Genomic DNA, 18,392 nt, shown 5'->3' on the forward strand with positions numbered 1-18,392 from the left:
CGGCGGTGCCGCAGGCGACCGCGCCGCCATGGGCACCGATGCCCCCCGCATCGCGGCGCATCTGGCCGCTGCCCTCGGCCTCGGCAACCCGCCCACCTGCTGGCACGCCACACGCGAGGGGCTCGCCGATTACGCCAGCACCCTCTCGCTCATCTCCGGCACACTCGCCAAGATGGGGCAGGACGTCGCCCTCATGGCCCAACAAGGGATCGACGAAATCCACCTCACCGGCACCGGCACCTCCTCGGCCATGCCGCACAAACAGAATCCCATATTAGCGGAATTGCTGGTGACCTTTGGCCGCTTCAACGCCGTGCAGGTCTCCGCCCTACATCACGCAGCAATCCACGAACAGGAACGCTCGGGCACCGCTTGGGCGCTGGAATGGATGGTCCTGCCGCAGATGGCTCAGGCCACGGGTCGCGCCCTGACCGCCGCGTTAGACCTCTGCCACTCTGTGACCCACATCGGCCTCAGAACGGCACCGCCGCCCGAAACTTGACGCCCGCACCACCATCGGGATGCCGCAACCGCAATTCCTCGGAATGCAGCATCAGGCGTGGATAGTCCCGCGCCGCCCCGCTCGCATAGAGCGGATCACCCAAAATCACATGGCCCAGCGCCAGCATATGCACCCGCAACTGATGGCTCCGCCCGGTCTTGGGGCTCAATCGCACCCGGCTTTCATCGTCCCCCGCACGCAGCACCCGCCAGTCGGTCAAGGCCGCGCGCCCGGTCTCGTGACAGACCTTCTGCAACGGACGATTAGGCCAATCCACGATGAGCGGCAGGTCAACCACGCCCACCTGCGGCTCCAACCGCCCCCAAACCCGCGCCACATAGGTCTTGCGCACCTGCCGCTTTTCGAATTGCAGCCCCAGATGCCGCTGCGCATGCGGCGTCAGCGCAAAGATCATCACGCCCGACGTATCGCGGTCCAACCGATGCACCAAAAGCGCCGTGGGAAACACATCTTTGACCCGCGCCATCAGGCAATCGGCCAGATGCTCGCCCTTGCCCGGCACACTCAAGAGCCCCGCAGGCTTGTTCACCACGACGATCTCGTGATCGTCATGCAGCACCTCAAGCGGATCGGTCGGCGGATCATAGTCACTCATGGCCGCGCCTTACACGACCCGCCACGCCATGACCACTCCCGCTTTCATCGTTCCCTAAATACTCCGGGGGCGTGGGGGCTGGCCCCCCACCCTGCTCAGGCCTTCACGCGCTCGGATCTGGGATCATACATCGGTTTCAGCGACGCCTCCGCCTTCACCCGGACCCCGGCCACATCCACCTCATAAGAGGACGCCAAAACCTGCTCCACACTCTCACCCTTGCAAGGCACATAGCCCATGCCCATAGCACCTCCCAGATGATGGCCGTAAGCACCCGAACTCAGATAGCCCACGATCTCGCCATTCCGCAGCAAAGGCTCATTGTGATAGAGCATCGGCTCAGGATCGGTCAGGCGAAACTGAACAAGGCGGCGCTCCAGCCCCGCCTCGCGCTTGGCCAGCACCGCGTCGCGCCCGATGAAATCGGCCTTGCCCGTCGCCACGGCAAATCCCAACCCCGCCTCCAGCACATGATCCTCGCAGGTGATATCATGGCCGAAATGTCGGAACGCCTTTTCGATCCGGCAACTGTCCATCGCATGCATGCCGCAGAGCTTCAGCCCATGATCCGCCCCCGCCGCGTGCAACACCTCGAACACATGGCCGCACATATCGGCGCTCACATAGATCTCCCAACCCAGCTCGCCCACATAGGACACCCGATGCGCCCGCGCGACGCCCATGCCAATCTCGATCACCCGCGCCTGCCCAAAGGGATGCGCGGCGTTCGAGAAATCATCGGGCGAAACCGCGCGCATCAGATCGCGCGCCTTTGGTCCCATCACCGCCAACACACCCTCGCCTGCCGTCACATCGGTGATCACCACCGCATGATCTCCCACATGGCGCCGCAGCCAAGTTTCATCCGCCAGCCGCGTCGCCGCCGGTGTCACCACCAGATAGGCTGTCTCCGAAAGCCGCGTCACCGTTACATCCGCCTCAATGCCTCCCTTGGCATTGAGGAATTGCGTATAGACGATCCGCCCCACCGGTACAGACATATCCGCCCCGCAGACATGGTTCAGAAACGCCTCGGCACCAGCACCCTCAACCCGCAACTTACCGAAACTCGACATGTCATACATGCCAACCGCCTCGCGAATGGCCCGCACCTCGGCCCCGGCATTCTCAAACCAGTTCTGCCGCTTCCAGGAATACCGATACTCCGGCTCCTGCCCGGCCTCAGCATACCAATTGGCCCGCTCCCAGCCTGCCAATTCGCCCATGACAGCACCTTGGGCCAAGAGCTGCGCATGAAACGGCGTGCGCCGCACACCGCGCGCCGTGGCCTTTTGCCGATACGGGTAGTGATCGGCATAAAGCAGGCCCAAAGTCTCCTTCGAGCGCTCGAAAAGATAGCTCTTATTGCCCTGAAAGGGCTGCATCCGCGCCACATCCACATCACCCAGATCAAACGGTCGCGCCCCTTCCTCCATCCAGAGCGACAGCGCATGGCCCGCCCCCCCGGCACTCTGAATGCCGATGGAATTGAACCCGGCCGCCACCCAGACATTATCCATCTCGGGGCAGAGCCCCAGATGATAGGCATCATCGGGGGTAAAACTTTCCGGACCGTTAAAGAAGGTGTGAATTCCTGCCTCCGCCAACATCGGCATCCGGTTCACCGCCGCCTCCAATATCGGCTCGAAATGGTCGAAATCCTCGGGCAGCTGGTCAAACTCGAAACTCTCAGGGATGCCATTCATCCCCCAGGGCTTAGACACCGGCTCAAACGCGCCCAGCATGATCTTGCCCGCATCTTCCTTGTAATAGGCGCATTCGTCAGGCACCCGCAGCACCGGCAATTGCGTCAATCCCGCAATCGGCTCTGACACGATATAGAAATGCTCGCAGGCATGCAGCGGCACGTTGGTTCCCGCCATCCGGCCCACCTCATGCCCCCACATGCCCGCACAATTGACGATCATCTCGCAGGCGATATGGCCCTGACTGCCATCCTCCGCCTGCCAATCGACCCCCGTCACCCGACGCCCCGCGCGCGCAATCCCCGTGACCTTGACCCGTTCCTGCACCCGTGCGCCGCGACCCCGCGCGCCCTTGGCCAGCGCCAGCGCGATATTCGCCGGGTCAGCCTGCCCATCCGTGGGCAACCAGACACCGCCCGTCACCCCCTCAAGATTGAGATGCGGATACCGCACGTTGATCTCACTTGGGCTCATCTCCTCGACCGGCACGCCAAACGCCCGCGCCATCGCGGCATTTCGTTTGAGTTCCTCCAGCCGCTCCCCCGTCAGCGCGACCGACACCGATCCCACCTGTCGAAACCCGGTGGCAACGCCCGTCTCCGCCTCGAGCCCGGTATATAGCTCCGCCGAATACCGCGCGAGCCGGGTCATATTGGCCGTGGCCCGCAATTGCCCGATCAGCCCCGCCGCATGCCATGTGGTCCCCGAGGTGAGCTGCTTGCGCTCCAGCAGGACCACATCGCGCCAGCCCAGCTTGGTCAGATGATAGGCCACAGAGCAGCCGACGACGCCGCCGCCAATGATGACCACACGGGCCTGAGTTGGAAGATCGGTCATTCATAACCCCATGATATAATGATGAAAGTCTCAGACAATGGCATGCCCAGCCGCCCGCAGCCGCCGCGCCAGTTCCGCGATATGCGCTGGGCCCACCTCGCAGCAGCCGCCGACAATGCTGGCCCCCTGCGCAACCCACCCCATCGCAAACTCGGCATAGGCGGCGGGGCTCAGATCCCCCCGCTGCTCCAACGCATCGACAGTCGGCGCGGCACCCAGAAACCCGGCGCTGATGCAGGTGAACCCATTGGCATAGGCCCCAAACGGCCGGCCAAAGCCGCGCACGATCTCCAGCCCCGCCGCCACGGATTCAGGCCGCGTGCAGTTGATCAACACCGCGTCGGGCGCAAACTCGGCCACCAGCCCCGCCAGATCACCTAGCGCCTCGCCAGAGCGTAGCCGCGTGCCGTCGTCATCCATGACCGTGACCCCCAGCCAGACCGGCAGGCCACTCAGCCCCGCCGCCATCAGTCCGCCCCGCGCCTGATCAACCGAAGACATGGTTTCCAACAGGATCAGGTCCACCCGATCCTTGAGCAGCGCCACATTCTCGGCATAGAGCGCCGCCGCCTCTGCGGCTGGCGGGCAGAGATCGGGGCGATAGGATTGCACCAGCGGCCCGATCGCCCCCGCCACCCGTCCCGACCCATGCGCACCCCGCGCCGCCACCGCCGCGCGCACCGCCACATCGGTGAGCCGCGCGACCTCATCCTGCAATCCCACCCGCGCCAAACGGTCACGCAGCACCGCATAGGTATTGGTCGAGGCCACCGTCGCCCCCACGGCGAAATAATCCTCATGCACCGCGCGCACGATCTCGGGATGGTCGATCATGACTTGCGTCGACCAGAGCGGCGTCGCCCGGTCGCCCGAGCGTTTCACCAATTCCTGCCCGATGGACCCATCGAGCACTGTGATTTCGGTCATTCTTTATCCTCCGGGGGCAAAAGCACCAGTTTGCCAGCATGGGTCTTCGCCTGAAAATCCGCTTGGGCGCGGGCGATATCGCGCAATGGGTAGGTGGCGGCGATCCGAGGGCGCAAGCGGCCCGCGCGTGCCATCTCGATCAGCCGGGCAAAGACCTCGGGCGCCTGATAGGTGCAGCCGTGGATCGTGATATCGCGCAGATAGATGCGCCGCAGATCGGCAGTGACCATCGGCCCGGCAATGGCCCCCGCCACGGCATAATGCCCACCGGGGCGCAGCGCGTCGATCAGCGCCGCAAAGCCCGCGCCGCCCACAAGGTCAATCACCGCATGATAGCGGTCCTGCGCCAAGGGGGCGTCGCGCGCGATCACCTCCGCCGCGCCGTCCGCGCGCAGTATCGCCGCCTTGGCAGGCGCGGCGATGCCGGTCACATGCGCGCCCAAGGCGGCGGCAATCTGCACCGCCGCTAGGCCGACATTGCCCGAGGCCCCCGTGATCAACACCTCTTGGCCCGGCCCTACCCCCGCCCGTTCCAAGAGACCAAGCGCCGTGCCAAAGCCGCACGGCAGGGCGGCGATCTCGATATCCGAGAGCGGCACATCGCTGACGTCATAAAGGTCATCCGCCCGCATCAGGCAATACTCGGCAAAGGCGCCGTCAATCTCGGACCCAAGGGCGAGAAAGCCCACCGGGTTCTCCTCGGTCGGGCGCGGGATGTTGATCGGGCAGGTGACACGCGCGCCCAGCGCGGGGGCTTCAACCCCCGCCCCCTTGGCCACCACCTCGCCACAGAGATCGCCGCCTTGGATACGCGGAAACGCCAGCGCGCCCGCCCAGCCGCCGCGCTCCACACCGTCACCTGTCTCGCCCGTGGCCCCGGTCACCTCCGCGGCATACCAGCCCTCGCGGGTGTTGATATCGGTGTTGTTGACCCCCGCCGCCCGCACCCGTACCAGCACCTCGCCGGGACCGGGGCGTGGCACCGGGATATCCTCGCGCCACTGCAACGCCTCGGGTCCGCCGTGCCGCGTGAGGAGAACGCCGCGCATGGTCTGAGGCATGGTCTCAGGTAGGCTCATGCCCGCAACCGCTCATTCTCCGCATCCCAGAGCGGCGCATCGGGCTGCACCACCGCGCGGCAGCGTTCCCCGTAAATCTCCACCTCGATTTCCGTCCCCGGCACCGCCAGATCGGCGCGGAGCATCCCCAAGGCTACGCTGGCACCCACCCGGTAGCCCCAGGCACCGCTCGTGGTCTCGCCCACGATCTGCCCCTCATGCCAGAGCGTCGACATATAGGGCGCATCCGCCGCCTTGGCCTCGACGATCAGCGTCACGAACCGTTTCTTCACGCCGCGCTGCTTTTCAGCCAAGAGCGCCGCCTTGCCGGCAAAGTCCTGCGGCTTGTCGAACTTGACGAACCGCTCAAGCCCGCCCTCCAGCATCGAGTAATCGGTGCTGAGATCACCCTTCCACGCACGATAGCCCTTCTCGATTCGCAAACTGTTCAGCGCGAACATGCCAAAGGGTTTCACCCCCGCCGCCATCAACGCCTCATAGATCGTCGGAATAGCCGCATTCTCGGCATGGATTTCCCAGCCCAATTCGCCGGTAAAGCTGACCCGCGCCAGAAACGCCTTTTGCCCCGCGACGGTCGCATGCTGATGGCTCAGCCACGGCAGGCTCAGATCGGCATCGGTCAGCCCTGCCAAGATGTCGCGGCTCTTGGGCCCCGCCAAGAGCAGCGCATCGCGCTCCGTCGTGGTCTCTCGCAGGCTCAGCCCTTCGGGCAGCGCGCGGCGTACCAACTCGCCGTCATGCCACTGCGCCGTGGCCGCCGTAATCAGCACGAAACTGTCTTCTTTCAGCCGGATACAGGAAAACTCCGTCACAATCCGGCCCCGCTTATCGGCGACATAGACGAGGTTCATCCGCCCCACCTTTGGCAAGCCACCCGTCACAAAACCGCGCAGCCAATCATCGGCCCCCGTCCCCTCGATCCAGAGCCGGGTGAACCCCGGCAGATCAAGCACGCCGCAAGCATCGCGCACCGCCTCACATTCCTCGCGGATACGCGCCTCCCACGGCCCTGCGCGGTCCCATGTCTGTGTCGCCGCCTCTGAGGTATCATCGCCGGGCTTTGCAAACCAATTGGCCCGCTCCCAGCCGTTATAGACCCCCATCACCCCGCCCAGCGCCTTGACGCGCTCATGCACCGGGCTCACCTTGCGGTCCGGCGCCGCAGGCCAGCGATGCCACGGGAAATGCATGGCATATTCATGGCCATAGACCTCCATCCCCTTGGCCACGCAATACTCAGCATCGGTATAATCGGTAAAACGGCGCGGATCGCAGGCCCACATATCCCATTCCGTGGCCCCCTCCGTCACCCATTCCGCCAGCACCTTGCCCGCGCCCCCGCCCTGCGCGATACCAAAGGTAAAGACACAGGCCTCAAACGCATTGGGCACCCCCGGCATCGGCCCAATCAGCGGCAGACCATCGGGCGCATAGGGAATGGGGCCATTGATGACCTTGGAAATCCCCGCCTGCCCCAGCAACGGCACCCGCGCCATCGCATCCTCGATATACCACTCCAACCGCTCCAGATCGTCGGGGTAAAGCTGAAAGCTGAAATCCTCCGGCATCGGATCATCAGGCTTCACCCAATGCGCCTTGCAATTGCGCTCATAGGGGCCAAGGTTCAGCCCGTATTTCTCCTGCCGCAAGTAATAGGAACTGTCGACATCGCGCAGCAGCGGCAGCTTATGCCCCGCCTCCCGGCTCCACGCCTCCAATTCCGGAATTTCATCGGTCAAGAGATACTGATGGCTCATCACCATCATCGGCACCGTGCGCCCACCGTAAGGCTTGAACCATTCGCCCACCCGCTGCGCATAATAGCCTGCGGCATTGACCACATATTCACAGCGGATCTCGCCCTTTTCGGTCGCGACAATCCACTCTCCATTCTCGCGCCGCACCCCGGTCGCGGGCGTGAACCGCAAAATCTGCGCCCCCATGTCCCGCGCACCCTTGGCCAGCGCCTGCGTCACCTGCGCGGGATCAATATCGCCATCATTTGGATCATAGAGCGCGCCTTGCAGATCATGCGTCTCCAGAAACGGATAACGCGCCTTGATCTCGTCCACCCCGAGGATATCAAGATCCATCCCCTGAACCTTGCCCATCCCCCGCGCCCGCTGGAATTCCTGCATCCGCTCGCGACTATGCGCCAGACGGATCGACCCCGTCTGGTGGTAATTCATCGGATACTCCACCTCCGCCCCCAACCGCGCATAAAGCTCGGTGGAATAGCGCTGCATGTTCATCACCGACCAGCTTGTCGAAAACGTCGGCACATTGCCCGCCGCATGCCAAGTGCTCCCGGCGGTCAATTCGTTCTTTTCCAACAGAACGCAATCAGCCCACCCAGCCTTGGCCAGATGATAGAGACAGGACGCGCCCACCACGCCTCCGCCGATGATCACGACCCGCGCCGTGCCCGGAAATTCCGCCATGTCCTGTTCCTCAATCGCTCTGCGGCACGCCGTCCGCGATGTCGTAATAATCACCCTTGTCCCTGACAAAGATGTGCTTCTCCAACCGCAGCCCGGTCGGCGCCTCCAGCGCCCCCAGCGCGAAACTCATGGTGTCCTCTGCGTGCGCGGCCCAGAACAGGAACGAGCCGCATTTGGGGCAAAACCCGCGCTCCGCCATCTCGCTCGCGGCGTACCAATTCACCTTGCCTGAAATACTCAAATCCGACCGCGCCACATAGGCCGAGGCCCAGACATGCCCCGATTGCTTGCGGCATTGCCCGCAATGGCACGCACTCGCCCCTTCAGGTGCCGCAGTCACGACAAATGTCACATCTCCACACAGACACGATCCCTTATGCATCATCCCCTCCCCGGAGTTACGGCGCTGCCCAGCGCCACGCCATAGATTACGAAACAGGCGGCCATGCCCCGCCGCAGCCAGACATTGAACACAGCCCCCAACGCCGCACGCCCCAGCCCTGCGCCCAAGGCGCAATAGCCCATATAACTCAGCGTCGTCAGGCTCAGCGCCGTGGGAAAGATCACCCACATCTGCGCGCCAATCGGCACACCCGGTTGCACGAATTGGCTAAACGCCGCCAGATAGCCCGCGACACTTTTGGGGTTGATCGTGGCAATCGCCAAGGCCCGCCAATAGACCGAGCCTTTCGGTGCCTCCCCCGCCTCAACAGGCCGCCGCGCCATGATCCAGCCGCGCACGCCAAGGTAAATCAAGAACCCCGCCCCGATCAGCTTGGCCACCTGAAACGCCACCGGCGAGGCCGCGATCAGCGCCGTCACCCCCGCCGCCGACAGGCACAAAAACAGCGTCGCCTGCGTCAAGATCGCCAACACCCCCCACAGGCTGCGCCGAAACCCGATGGTCATGCCATTGGTGATGCAATTCACCGCATTCGGCCCCGGCGTGGTGACAAACACCACCCAGAAAAGCGCAAAGACGGTCCAAGCTTGGTAACTCATATGTGCGCCCTCAATACACAGGCGGGGCGATCACCCAGATCGCCACGCAAGGGGTGTCATAGGGATTGGCCCAACCGTAAGGCTCGCCGCGAAACCGGAAACTGTCGCCGGGGCCAACGGTGAATTTCCGCCCGCCGATGCTCAGATCGAGCCGCCCCGACAGGATATAGCCGACCTCCTGCGTCGGACGCTGCGCTGGGCGCTGCATCTTGGACAGGGGCCGGAATGTCGAATGGATCACCTCGAAATCATCGGTCAGGTCTGGCGAGAGCAGTTCCTCGATCAACCCCTCCTCGCCCGATCCCATCGGCCGCCGCGCGCCCGCGCGCACCACATAGCCCTGTTCCTCCGCAGGCGCGCTCGCATGACCAAAAAGCAGCGACATCGGCACGCCCAGCACTTCCGCGACCTGCCGCAGGTCGCTGATCGACGGCTCCGACAGATCGCGCTCGACCTGAGACAGCCACCCAACCGACCGCCCCAGCCTCTCGGCCAGCGCCGCCAGCGTCAGCCCGCGCGCCTTGCGCAAGGCGCGCAGGTCCGCGCCAAGGCTGCGCATCGCATTGATCTCACTCTGATGCATCGGGGATCCGTGAAAATTTCCGCTCTATTTTCACGCTGCGCCGATTCCGTGAAAAAATCAAATGAAATTTCACGCACCGCACAGGCTTTTCCGCCGCCGCGAGGTCGCCGCCCCGAGGGGCGGGTCGGCGATCGCGCGCCAACCTTACAAAATCCCCTCACAAACCTTACAAAACGTGAGGTCTAGGCCTTCGCCGCCACCTTGGGCCGCAGCACATGCGGCATGCCCGGATCATAGAGCGCGCTATCCTTGAAATCAGTGATCTCGCCCAGAACTTTTCCCACCAGAATCAAGGCTGTACGGGTGATCTTCTCAGCCCGCACCTTGCCGTGAATATCCTTGAGCGTGCCCTTAATAAACATCTGATCCGGCCACCCCACCCGGTAAGCCACCACGACGGGGCACTCATCGCCATAGTGAGGCGCCAGAATTCTGTGTATTTCCCGTAGGTTACGGATACCAAGGTGGATCGCCAGCGTCGCCCCGGTGCGCGCAAAATTCTCCAGCGTCTCCCCCTGGGGCATCGAGGTAGATTTCATGGAAACCCGTGTTAAAACAATGCTTTGCGCGATTTCAGGCACGGTCAATTCCTGCCCCAGCGCCGCCGCCGCCGCCGCATAGGCCGGCACCCCCGGAATGATCTGATAATCAATCCCATCCGCCCGAAGTTTACGAATTTGTTCCGCAATCGCACCATAGAGTGACGGATCGCCCGAATGCACCCGCGCCACATCCAAGCCCTTGGTATGGCTCTCTAAAATTACCGCGTGGGTATCGTCCAGCGTCATCGACGCGGTGTCCATCACCAGCGCCCCCTCGGGTGCCCCGGCCACAACCTCGGCGGGCACCAGACTTCCCGCATAGAGGCAGACCGGACATTGCCCGATGATGCGCTCCGCCTTCTTGGTCAATAGCTCCGGATCACCCGGCCCCGCGCCGATAAAATAGACCGTCATTTCAATGCCTTCCCTGCTCTGACCTCAGCCAGATCGCCATCAATCTTGCGCGCATAGCCGCGCGGCGTGAACATGCGCGGCCCCTCACCCAACTGCGCCAGACGGCTGTTCGACGACCCCACCAGCACCACCGTTAACATATCCACCTCATCCACCTGCAAATCGGCCAAACGCCTGTAACGCAAGGATTCTTCCGGTCGCCCCAGCGAACTTGCCAGCAGCACTGGCGTATCCTCGGGGCGGTGTTTCAACAAAATATCCCGCGCCTCGGCCAATAAAGTCCGTCGCGTCTTGGATACCGGATTATAGAAAGCGATCACAAAATCGCCCTCCGCCGCAGAATTCAACCGCCGAATGATATCGTCGCGCGGCGTTAATAGGTCACTCAGCGAAATCGTGCAGAAATCATGCCCAAGCGGTGCCCCCGCCCGCGCCGCCGCCGCCTGAAGCGCCGACACACCGGGCGAGCAAATCACCTCAACCCGTCGCGCCGAATCACTCACCCCCTGCGCCTCCGGCCCTCGGTCCAAAAGTTCAAAAACCAGCGCCCCCATCGCGTAAATACCTGCATCTCCTGAACAAATCAGCGCAACACTCTTTCCCTGCCCCGCCTGTTCCAGCGCATAGCGGCACCGCGCCTCCTCGCCTCCCAGCGGAAAATCGCTGCGCGCTTTCCCCGCCGCCAACGGTCCGAGCAGGTCGATATAGAGCCCATACCCCACCAGCTCATCCGCCTCCGCCACGAGTCGCGACACCTCCGGCGTCCGCCAACTCGCCTGACCGGGGCCAATGCCCAGCACGCTCAACCGCCCCCGCGCCCGCCCCGGCATCTGAGTAATGACCGCCTCGGATCGGCTCAGCGCACAGGTCGTATTGGCGGTTTTCCGTTTTTCAACAACCAGTTGTCCCCCGCAGGCCAGCGCTGCGCCCTCAGACACGCCATGGCACCCCACCTCGGCAAACACCACCTCAGACGGGGTCGCCAACTGCCCGGCATAGCCCTCCAATTCCGCCGCCGAGAACAGACGGAACGGCACGCCCAACCGCCGCGCCACAACGTTCATCGCGCCTTCGTCAGCCTTGAGGTCGATCGACGCGACACAGGCCACCGCCCCCGGTGCAATCCCGGCCTCGTCCAGCGTCCGGCGCACCAAATCCCACAGTTCCTCGGTCTCACACCCCCGCGCGCAGCCCAGCCCCAGCGCATAGCGCTGCGGATGATAGACCAGCCGCGCACCATGCCCTTCAACCGGCGCTTCGGTCACCACCAGTTCGACAGCACCGCCCATATCTTTGATATCAAATATATTCTCGCCACGAACGCAGACACCTTCCCCCGACAACATCGCCGCCATCGCCGCCTTGGCATCGCCGGGATTGGCCAAACGATAGCCCATCGGCGGCGCATCCAGCGCCACCCCCATCGCCACATCTCCGGCCGTCGTCACCGCTGCAACAGCACCCAGCCCCTCGGCGATCACCGCCGCCAGACGGTTGGCACCCCGATGCCCGCCCAAGAGCGGCACCACCACCGCACCATCGTCGCTCACCGACACCACCGGCGGCTCGCCGCGCTTGTCACTCAGCAGCGGTGCCACCGCGCGGATCAAAATGCCGCTCGCGCAAACCCCCACCACGGGCACCCCGGCGGCGAAGAGATCGCGCGCGTGATCCAGCGCATTGGGAAACCATGCCGCCGCGCGTTCCACGCGCCCTTCACGCCCATGCACATCGCCGCCGATCAACCCGGCGACGCGATGCGCAACCGCTTCACCAGAGCGGCTCAGCGCCAGAACAACAGGTTTCACAGCCATGGATCGGCCCCTTTCGTGAGCAGAATCATTGAAAAATACGGTGCCTTTTCAGGGGCATGCGCCAGCGGACAGACGATTTCCTCCGGCAGACTGGCACGCTCGACATAGACCGCCTGCGCGGTCAGCCCCAGATCATCAATCACCGCCCGGATCTTGGCCAGATGTCGCCCCACCTTCATGATGGCGACACTTTCAGCCCCCTCGATCCGCGCCCGCAGCTCCACCTCGGGCAAGGGGCCGGGCAGAACCGTCAGCCGCTCGTTACGCGCCACCAAGGGCCGCCCCGCCCGCGCCGCGCAGGCAGCGATCGAGGTCACACCAGGCACCACCTCGACCTCATAGCGCGCACTCAACCGGGCAAAGAGATACATGAACGAGCCATAGAAAAACGGATCGCCCTCGCAGAGACAGACCACATCCTGCCCTTCATCAAGCGCTCCGGCAATCTCGACCGCGCCCCGATCATAGGCGGCCTGCGCCGGGGCGCGCTCAACGCTCATCGGCACATCCATCACGATCTCACGCGCACCCGGCGCAATCGCGCCTGCGGCAATCGCGCGGGCAAAACTCTCGCCGCCCGCCAATGTCGGATAGGCCACGACCTGCGCGCCGGAAATCAGCCGATGCGCCCGCAGCGTCATCAACTCCGGATCGCCCGGCCCCAGACCCACGCCATAGAGCTTACCGGCCATGCGCGCGCGCGCCTTTCATCGTTCCAAAAATACTCACGTCCAACGCCCGCCGCTCATCGCTTCACAAGGCTCCATTGCGTGACCGGCATCAGAGGCCGCCAACCCGTCAGCCCCCCCACCGGCTCTGCCCGGTTGACCTGCAATTTCACCAAGTCCCCACCATGCCGCTTGTAAAGCGCCACCAATGCCGCCTCGCTCTCCAGCGTCACGGCATTGCACACCAGCCGCCCCAACGGGCGCAGCGCCGCCCATGCCGCCTCGAACACGGCCTCCGACAACCCGCCGCCGATAAACACCGCATCGGGGGCATCCAACCCCGCCAACGCTTCGGGCACACGACCCTCGATCAATTCCAGTCGCGGCACCCCAAGCGCCAAGGCATTCGCCGCCGCCATCGCGCGGCGATCCGCGCGCGGCTCGATGCCAATCGCGCGGGCATAGCGCGCGCCGCGCATCCATTCCACCGCAACCGACCCACAGCCCGTGCCGATGTCCCATAGAAGCGCGCCGCGCATCGGCATCAGCTTGGCCAGCGTTGCCGCGCGCACTTCGCGCTTGGTCATCGTGCCATCATGCTGAAATAGATCATCCGCCAGTCCCGGCACTCGGGGCATCAGCGCGGCATCGGGTGCTGCCACACAGTCGACCGCCAGCGTATTGAACGGCGGCACCACATGCGCCCAGCTTTCGGCCAGCCCGTCAAACCGCGCCTCCTCGGCCCCGCCCATATTCGCCAGCACCGTCAGGCGCGATTGCCCAAACCCGCGCTCGGTCAGAAACCGCGCGATCTGCGCCGGCGTCTCGGCCCCGGTGGTCAGGATCAAGAGCCGCGCATCAGGTTGAATAAAGGCGATCATCTGCTCGACAGGCCGGCCGTGTACGGTCAGCGTCTCAAGATCCGCCATGCTCCACCCCATCCGCGCGGCGGCTAATTGAAAGGCCGAAAGCTGCGGATGATAGACGATCTCGGAGGGCGGCAAGCTCCGCCCGATCCGTGCGCCCACTGAGAACCACAGCGGATCGCCAGTGGCCAGCACCACCACGCGCCGCCCGCGCAACCCGGCCAAGAGGTCCGTCAAGGCATCAAACGGCGACGGCCAGGCAATCCGCTCGGCGCGCACCGCCTCGGACAATTGATGATGCCGCTCGCCGCCCACGATCACCTCTGCCGTCTCGACAATGGCACGGGAGGCAGGCAAGAGCCCCGCCATCCCATCCTCGCCAATGCCCACGATATGCAGCCAAGGATCCAGTCCGCCCGTCACGCGCCCACCTCCGGCAGCCCGGCCGCCAGCGCATTGACTGCGGCACTTGCCATCGCCGACCCGCCGCGCCGACCGCGCAGGGCGACAAACTCGCAGCCGCGCGGGTTGTCCGCCAGTTCGGCCTTGCTCTCGGCGGCCCCGACAAATCCCACCGGAAAGCCGAGGATCAGCGCCGGACGCGGTGCACCCTCGTCGAGCAGTTCGAGAAGGTGAAAGAGCGCGGTGGGCGCATTGCCGATCGCCACCACAGCCCCCTCCAGCCGTTCCGCCCACAATTCGACCGCCGCCGCCGAACGGGTATTGCCGATCCCCGCCGCAATGCCCGGCACCCGCGGGTCGTTCAGCGTCACGATCACGTCGTTCTGGCAGGGCAGATAGCGGCGGATGATCCCCGCCCCCACCATCTCGCAATCACAAAACACCGGCGCACCGGCCTGCAAGGCGGCATGACCCGCCGCATAGGCCCCGCTGGAAAACGCCAACCGATCCGCCACCTCGACCATGCCACAGGCATGAATGAGCCGGATCGCGAGGCTTTCCATTCCGGCTCCAAACCGATCCAGCCGCGCCTCGCGGCGAACGGTGGCAAAGCTCATCTCATAGATGGCCGAGGGATTCTTTTCATAGGGACGCAAAATCAACCCTCTGCAATTGCGGCCGGTGTCGGAGCCTCCGGCGGGAGTATTTTCACCAAGAAAAAGCGGTGATCAGACCTTGGTTCGCCGCGCGCTCTCGGGTCCATGCGGATGGCTGGCATGAGGATAGGGCGCGTGATGGTGGTGATGATCGTGATCGTGGTGATGGTCATGCCCATAGTCATGAGGATGATCATGCCCGTGGTCATGTGGATGATCGTGATCGTGGTCATGATCGTGATCATGGTGATGATGGTGGGCCGCCTGCGCCTCCAACCGGCACAGCCCGGTGCAGAACGTATCGCAGAGCGTGCAATCCACCACGTTCGAGCCGGGCGCAGAGGCACCCTGCCCTTCGACATGGTGATGATGGCTTTCCTGCACCGCCCCAACCTCGGCCTCGAACCCCAAGACCTGCGTGCGGTATTTGCACATGACGCAGGTGGGCGGCGGCACATCGCCAAACGCCGGATGCCCTGCACCCCGCGCCTCGGCCAGGGCGGCGCGCTGCTCAGGCGTGATCCGCTGCACAGCCCCGCCCTCGATGGCAAGGATCTGCGTGCGATACTGACAAGTGCCGCAATTGGGTGGCGGCACAGCGCTCAGCTGCTCGGTGATGCGCTCGGCAAAGGTTTCCAACACCTTGGGATGATCGCCCAGATACCCGGCCTTGACGAATTGCATCTCCGGATGCTCCGCCGCAACCCGGTCGGTAAAGCCATAGATGCGGTCGATCAGGATGCCGGAAAAGAGAAAGTAGGGAAACACCACAACACGCTTGTAGCCCAGCTTGACCACATGCTGCAGGCAGGGTTCCACCAAGGGGAAGGTAACACCGGAATAGCCCACCTCGCACCAGCCAAACCCGATGCCCTCCTGCAAGAGCCGCGCAATCTTGGCGACGTTGCCATTGGCATCGGGGTCCGACGCACCGCGCCCGATCACCACAAGGCAGGTGTCATGCAGGCTGACCTCGCCATGTTTGACATTTGCGCGGTCGATCGCCTCGCGCACGCGGGCGCCAGCGGCGGCGATCATCTTGGGGTCCACCCCCAATTCGCGGCCATAGCGCACCTCGATACCATGCGTCGCGGCATAGGTGTTGAGCACGGTGGGAATGTCGTTTTTGGAATGCATCGCTGCAAAGAGCATCCCCGGCACCGCCAGAATCCGCTCGCAGCCGGCGGCGCGCAACCGGTCCAGACCGTCGCGGATCACCGGATTGGCAAATTCGAGATAGCCATATTCCATCACCCAGTCATCGGGCAGATACCCCGGTAGCTTGTCCGCCAACACGCTGAACTCATCGACCGCCGATTGGCTGCGCGAGCCATGTCCACAGATCATCACACCCGTCTTGACCATGCTCATGCCTCCTGCGGCTCTTCTTCTGGGGCCTCATCCTCGGCCTCGTCCGCCGCGCGATCCTTGCGCGCCCGCAACCCGGACCAGAGGCCAATCGCGATCGCCGCCCCAAGCGCCGCGGCTCCCAACCAATGGCCATGCCCGGCAACTTCGGCCAGATGGCCCGGATGGGCATTGGCAACGGTGCCGCTCAAGAGCGCAGTCAGAATGGTGGCAAATCGCATGGCAGTCCCCTTATACTCGGTCGCGCGACAGGGCGAAAAGGGGCGGCGGGCCACGTGGCCCCGACGACGCGCGATCCGCCCCCGACATGGGTCAGCCAATCGTCGCACACCTTTCCGGCCCGGTCGCGGGCTTCGTCATCGCCCGGTTATAGGCGCTGGCCCGCGCGCCTGCAAACGAAGAAACGAAGCCCCCGCCCCCGTTCGCGACATGTGCAGCCCTGCACGGCGGCTGCGCGGTGCTGTGCATTCCCGACCCGCACCCCCGGCCCTAGGTTATGGACAAAGAGGAGACTTTGAACATGGGCCAACTGGTCAACGGAGAATGGCAAGACACCTGGTATGACACCGGATCGACGGGCGGGAAATTCGTGCGCTCGACGGCGAAGTTCCGCAACTGGATCACCGCAGACGGCAGCGCCGGTCCCTCAGGCGAGGCCGGGTTCAAGGCGGAGAGCGGGCGCTATCACCTCTATGTGTCGCTGGCCTGCCCCTGGGCGCATCGCACCCTGATCTTTCGCGCGCTCAAGGGGTTGCAGGATCATATCGGCGTCTCGGTCGTGCATCCCGACATGCTCTCGGAGGGCTGGGAATTCCGCACCAACTTCCCCGGCGCTACCGGCGACCGGCTCTATGGCCTGCCCTTCGCCCGCGACATCTACCTCAAGGCCGACCCCGGGATTTCAGGCCGCGTCACTGTGCCGATCCTCTGGGACACAGAGCGCGAGACCATCGTCTCGAACGAAAGCGCCGAGATCATCCGCATGTTCAATTCCGCCTTTGACGGGATCACCGGCAACACGCTTGATTTCTGGCCCGAGGATCTGCGTGCCGCCATAGAACCGGTCAACGAACGGATCTACGACACCGTCAACAACGGCGTCTACAAGGCGGGTTTTGCTACCACGCAGGAGGCCTATGAGGCGGCCGTCTATCCCCTTTTCGACAGCCTCGATTGGCTCGAAAACCGCCTGGCTCAAAACCGCTATCTCATGGGGGAGCGCGTGACAGAGGCCGATTGGCGGCTCTTTACCACCCTCATCCGGTTCGATCCGGTCTATCACCTGCATTTCAAATGCAACCGGGCGCGGATCGTCGATTACCCCAATCTCTGGGGCTATCTGCGCGAACTCTACCAATGGCCGGGGGTGCGTGAGACCGTGGATTTCGACCATGTCGTCCGGCACTATCATTACAGCCACGATACGATCAATCCGAACCGGATCATCCCGATCAACCCGGTGCTAGACCTCGAGATGCCGCACGGCCGGGGCTGAAACAGTCCCGGCCAAGCCGCCGCTCAGGACGGATCAGGCCAGACAAAATCCGGCCGCAGCGCGGCATGGACAGGACGCCCGTCCGATGGCTTGGGCACGCCGGTGGCGGGATCATAGAACGCATGATAGCTCGCGGCCTCGATCTGGTCCCCATAGCCCATCAGGTTGGGAACGATCACCCTGATCCGGTGCTGCTTGTCATCGAGCATGATCGGCGTCCCGCATGTCGCACAGGTGCAAAGCTCAAGCGGGCCCTCAGGATTACTGGCATTGAAGGGCTGACGGTTCAGCCCCGCCTCATTGTCAACCACGACATCGCCGTGCTTGAAAAACACAACATGCGTCGTCGGTTGCCCGGTTACGCTTTTGCACACGGAACAATGACAGGTGTGATTGTCAATCGGCGCATGGGTCGTCTTGGTATGGATGTGGTCGCAACCACCGGAACTTGTGTCAGACATCGGCCTTCCTCCT

At 64.0% G+C, this 18,392-nt stretch carries 18 protein-coding genes; 2 read left to right on the plus strand and 16 right to left on the minus strand.

From position 1 onward, the window contains the following. Window positions 1–502: lyase family protein (locus tag VR71_RS10235; protein ID WP_045683566.1), on the plus strand; the 502-nt coding region annotated here is incomplete at its 5' end. On the opposite strand, the gene VR71_RS10240 is transcribed toward VR71_RS10235, so the two are convergent. The 15 genes from VR71_RS10240 to VR71_RS10310 all read right to left on the minus strand — a co-directional run bounded on the left by VR71_RS10240 (window position 474) and on the right by VR71_RS10310 (window position 16,644). Continuing rightward, window positions 474–1,118 carry a pseudouridine synthase gene (locus VR71_RS10240; protein ID WP_045683568.1) on the minus strand — a complete coding sequence of 215 codons (645 nt, stop codon included), beginning with the start codon at window positions 1,116–1,118 and terminating at the stop codon, window positions 474–476. The genes VR71_RS10235 and VR71_RS10240 overlap by 29 nt on opposite strands. Window positions 1,119–1,213: 95 nt before the next feature. Further along, window positions 1,214–3,661: an FAD-dependent oxidoreductase gene (locus tag VR71_RS10245; protein ID WP_045683570.1), complete on the minus strand. Its 2,448-nt coding sequence runs from the start codon at window positions 3,659–3,661 to the stop codon at window positions 1,214–1,216. A gap of 30 nt (window positions 3,662–3,691) precedes the next feature. Further along, window positions 3,692–4,588, minus strand: a complete 897-nt coding sequence (locus VR71_RS10250; protein WP_045683573.1) for a homocysteine S-methyltransferase family protein — start codon at window positions 4,586–4,588, stop codon at window positions 3,692–3,694. Further along, window positions 4,585–5,649 carry a zinc-binding dehydrogenase gene (locus tag VR71_RS10255; protein ID WP_045683575.1) on the minus strand — a complete coding sequence of 355 codons (1,065 nt, stop codon included), beginning with the start codon at window positions 5,647–5,649 and terminating at the stop codon, window positions 4,585–4,587. The genes VR71_RS10250 and VR71_RS10255 overlap by 4 nt, the downstream gene beginning before the upstream one ends. A gap of 14 nt (window positions 5,650–5,663) precedes the next feature. Beyond that, on the minus strand, window positions 5,664–8,108 hold the full coding sequence (locus VR71_RS10260) for an FAD-dependent oxidoreductase (protein ID WP_045683577.1): 2,445 nt from the start codon (window positions 8,106–8,108) through the stop codon (window positions 5,664–5,666). 10 nt (window positions 8,109–8,118) lie between these two features. Next, window positions 8,119–8,490, minus strand: coding sequence for a GFA family protein (locus VR71_RS10265; protein WP_296430172.1), 372 nt, complete (start codon window positions 8,488–8,490; stop codon window positions 8,119–8,121). Continuing rightward, window positions 8,490–9,110 (minus strand): LysE family translocator, encoded by a 621-nt coding sequence (locus VR71_RS10270; RefSeq protein ID WP_045683582.1) that lies wholly within the window; start codon window positions 9,108–9,110, stop codon window positions 8,490–8,492. Before VR71_RS10270 ends, VR71_RS10265 begins: the two co-directional genes overlap by 1 nt. 10 nt (window positions 9,111–9,120) lie before the next feature. Beyond that, window positions 9,121–9,693 carry an XRE family transcriptional regulator gene (locus VR71_RS10275; protein ID WP_045683584.1) on the minus strand — a complete coding sequence of 191 codons (573 nt, stop codon included), beginning with the start codon at window positions 9,691–9,693 and terminating at the stop codon, window positions 9,121–9,123. A 182-nt stretch (window positions 9,694–9,875) separates the two neighbouring features. Further along, a complete protein-coding gene (gene cobM / locus VR71_RS10280; protein WP_045683586.1) occupies window positions 9,876–10,649 on the minus strand; it encodes a precorrin-4 C(11)-methyltransferase in 774 nt (257 codons plus the stop codon). Continuing rightward, window positions 10,646–12,463, minus strand: coding sequence for a precorrin-3B C(17)-methyltransferase (cobJ, locus tag VR71_RS10285; RefSeq protein ID WP_045683588.1), 1,818 nt, complete (start codon window positions 12,461–12,463; stop codon window positions 10,646–10,648). The genes cobM and cobJ overlap by 4 nt, the downstream gene beginning before the upstream one ends. Further along, the gene (cobI, locus tag VR71_RS10290) at window positions 12,454–13,155 is read right to left on the minus strand and encodes a precorrin-2 C(20)-methyltransferase (RefSeq protein ID WP_045683591.1); all 702 of its coding nucleotides are present in this window, start codon (window positions 13,153–13,155) and stop codon (window positions 12,454–12,456) included. Before cobI ends, cobJ begins: the two co-directional genes overlap by 10 nt. Before the next feature lie 53 nt (window positions 13,156–13,208). Then, window positions 13,209–14,420 carry a precorrin-6y C5,15-methyltransferase (decarboxylating) subunit CbiE gene (gene cbiE / locus VR71_RS10295; RefSeq protein ID WP_296430174.1) on the minus strand — a complete coding sequence of 404 codons (1,212 nt, stop codon included), beginning with the start codon at window positions 14,418–14,420 and terminating at the stop codon, window positions 13,209–13,211. Further along, window positions 14,417–15,055, minus strand: a complete 639-nt coding sequence (locus tag VR71_RS10300; protein WP_296430176.1) for a precorrin-8X methylmutase — start codon at window positions 15,053–15,055, stop codon at window positions 14,417–14,419. The genes cbiE and VR71_RS10300 overlap by 4 nt, the downstream gene beginning before the upstream one ends. A gap of 72 nt (window positions 15,056–15,127) precedes the next feature. After that, entirely contained in the window at window positions 15,128–16,426 is a 1,299-nt protein-coding gene (locus tag VR71_RS10305) for a sirohydrochlorin chelatase (RefSeq protein ID WP_045683595.1), read from the minus strand. Next, a complete protein-coding gene (locus VR71_RS10310) occupies window positions 16,423–16,644 on the minus strand; it encodes a DUF6732 family protein (RefSeq protein ID WP_045683597.1) in 222 nt (73 codons plus the stop codon). Before VR71_RS10310 ends, VR71_RS10305 begins: the two co-directional genes overlap by 4 nt. A gap of 299 nt (window positions 16,645–16,943) precedes the next feature. On the opposite strand from VR71_RS10310, the gene VR71_RS10315 reads away from it, so the two are divergent. Then, window positions 16,944–17,918 (plus strand): glutathione S-transferase family protein, encoded by a 975-nt coding sequence (locus VR71_RS10315; protein WP_045683599.1) that lies wholly within the window; start codon window positions 16,944–16,946, stop codon window positions 17,916–17,918. A gap of 23 nt (window positions 17,919–17,941) precedes the next feature. On the opposite strand, the gene VR71_RS10320 is transcribed toward VR71_RS10315, so the two are convergent. Continuing rightward, the gene (locus tag VR71_RS10320; protein ID WP_045683601.1) at window positions 17,942–18,379 is read right to left on the minus strand and encodes a GFA family protein; all 438 of its coding nucleotides are present in this window, start codon (window positions 18,377–18,379) and stop codon (window positions 17,942–17,944) included. Window positions 18,380–18,392: the final 13 nt, after the last annotated feature.

Origin of the sequence: Roseovarius sp. BRH_c41, assembly GCF_000961715.1 — a bacterium.
Taxonomy (GTDB): Bacteria; Pseudomonadota; Alphaproteobacteria; order Rhodobacterales; family Rhodobacteraceae; genus Roseovarius.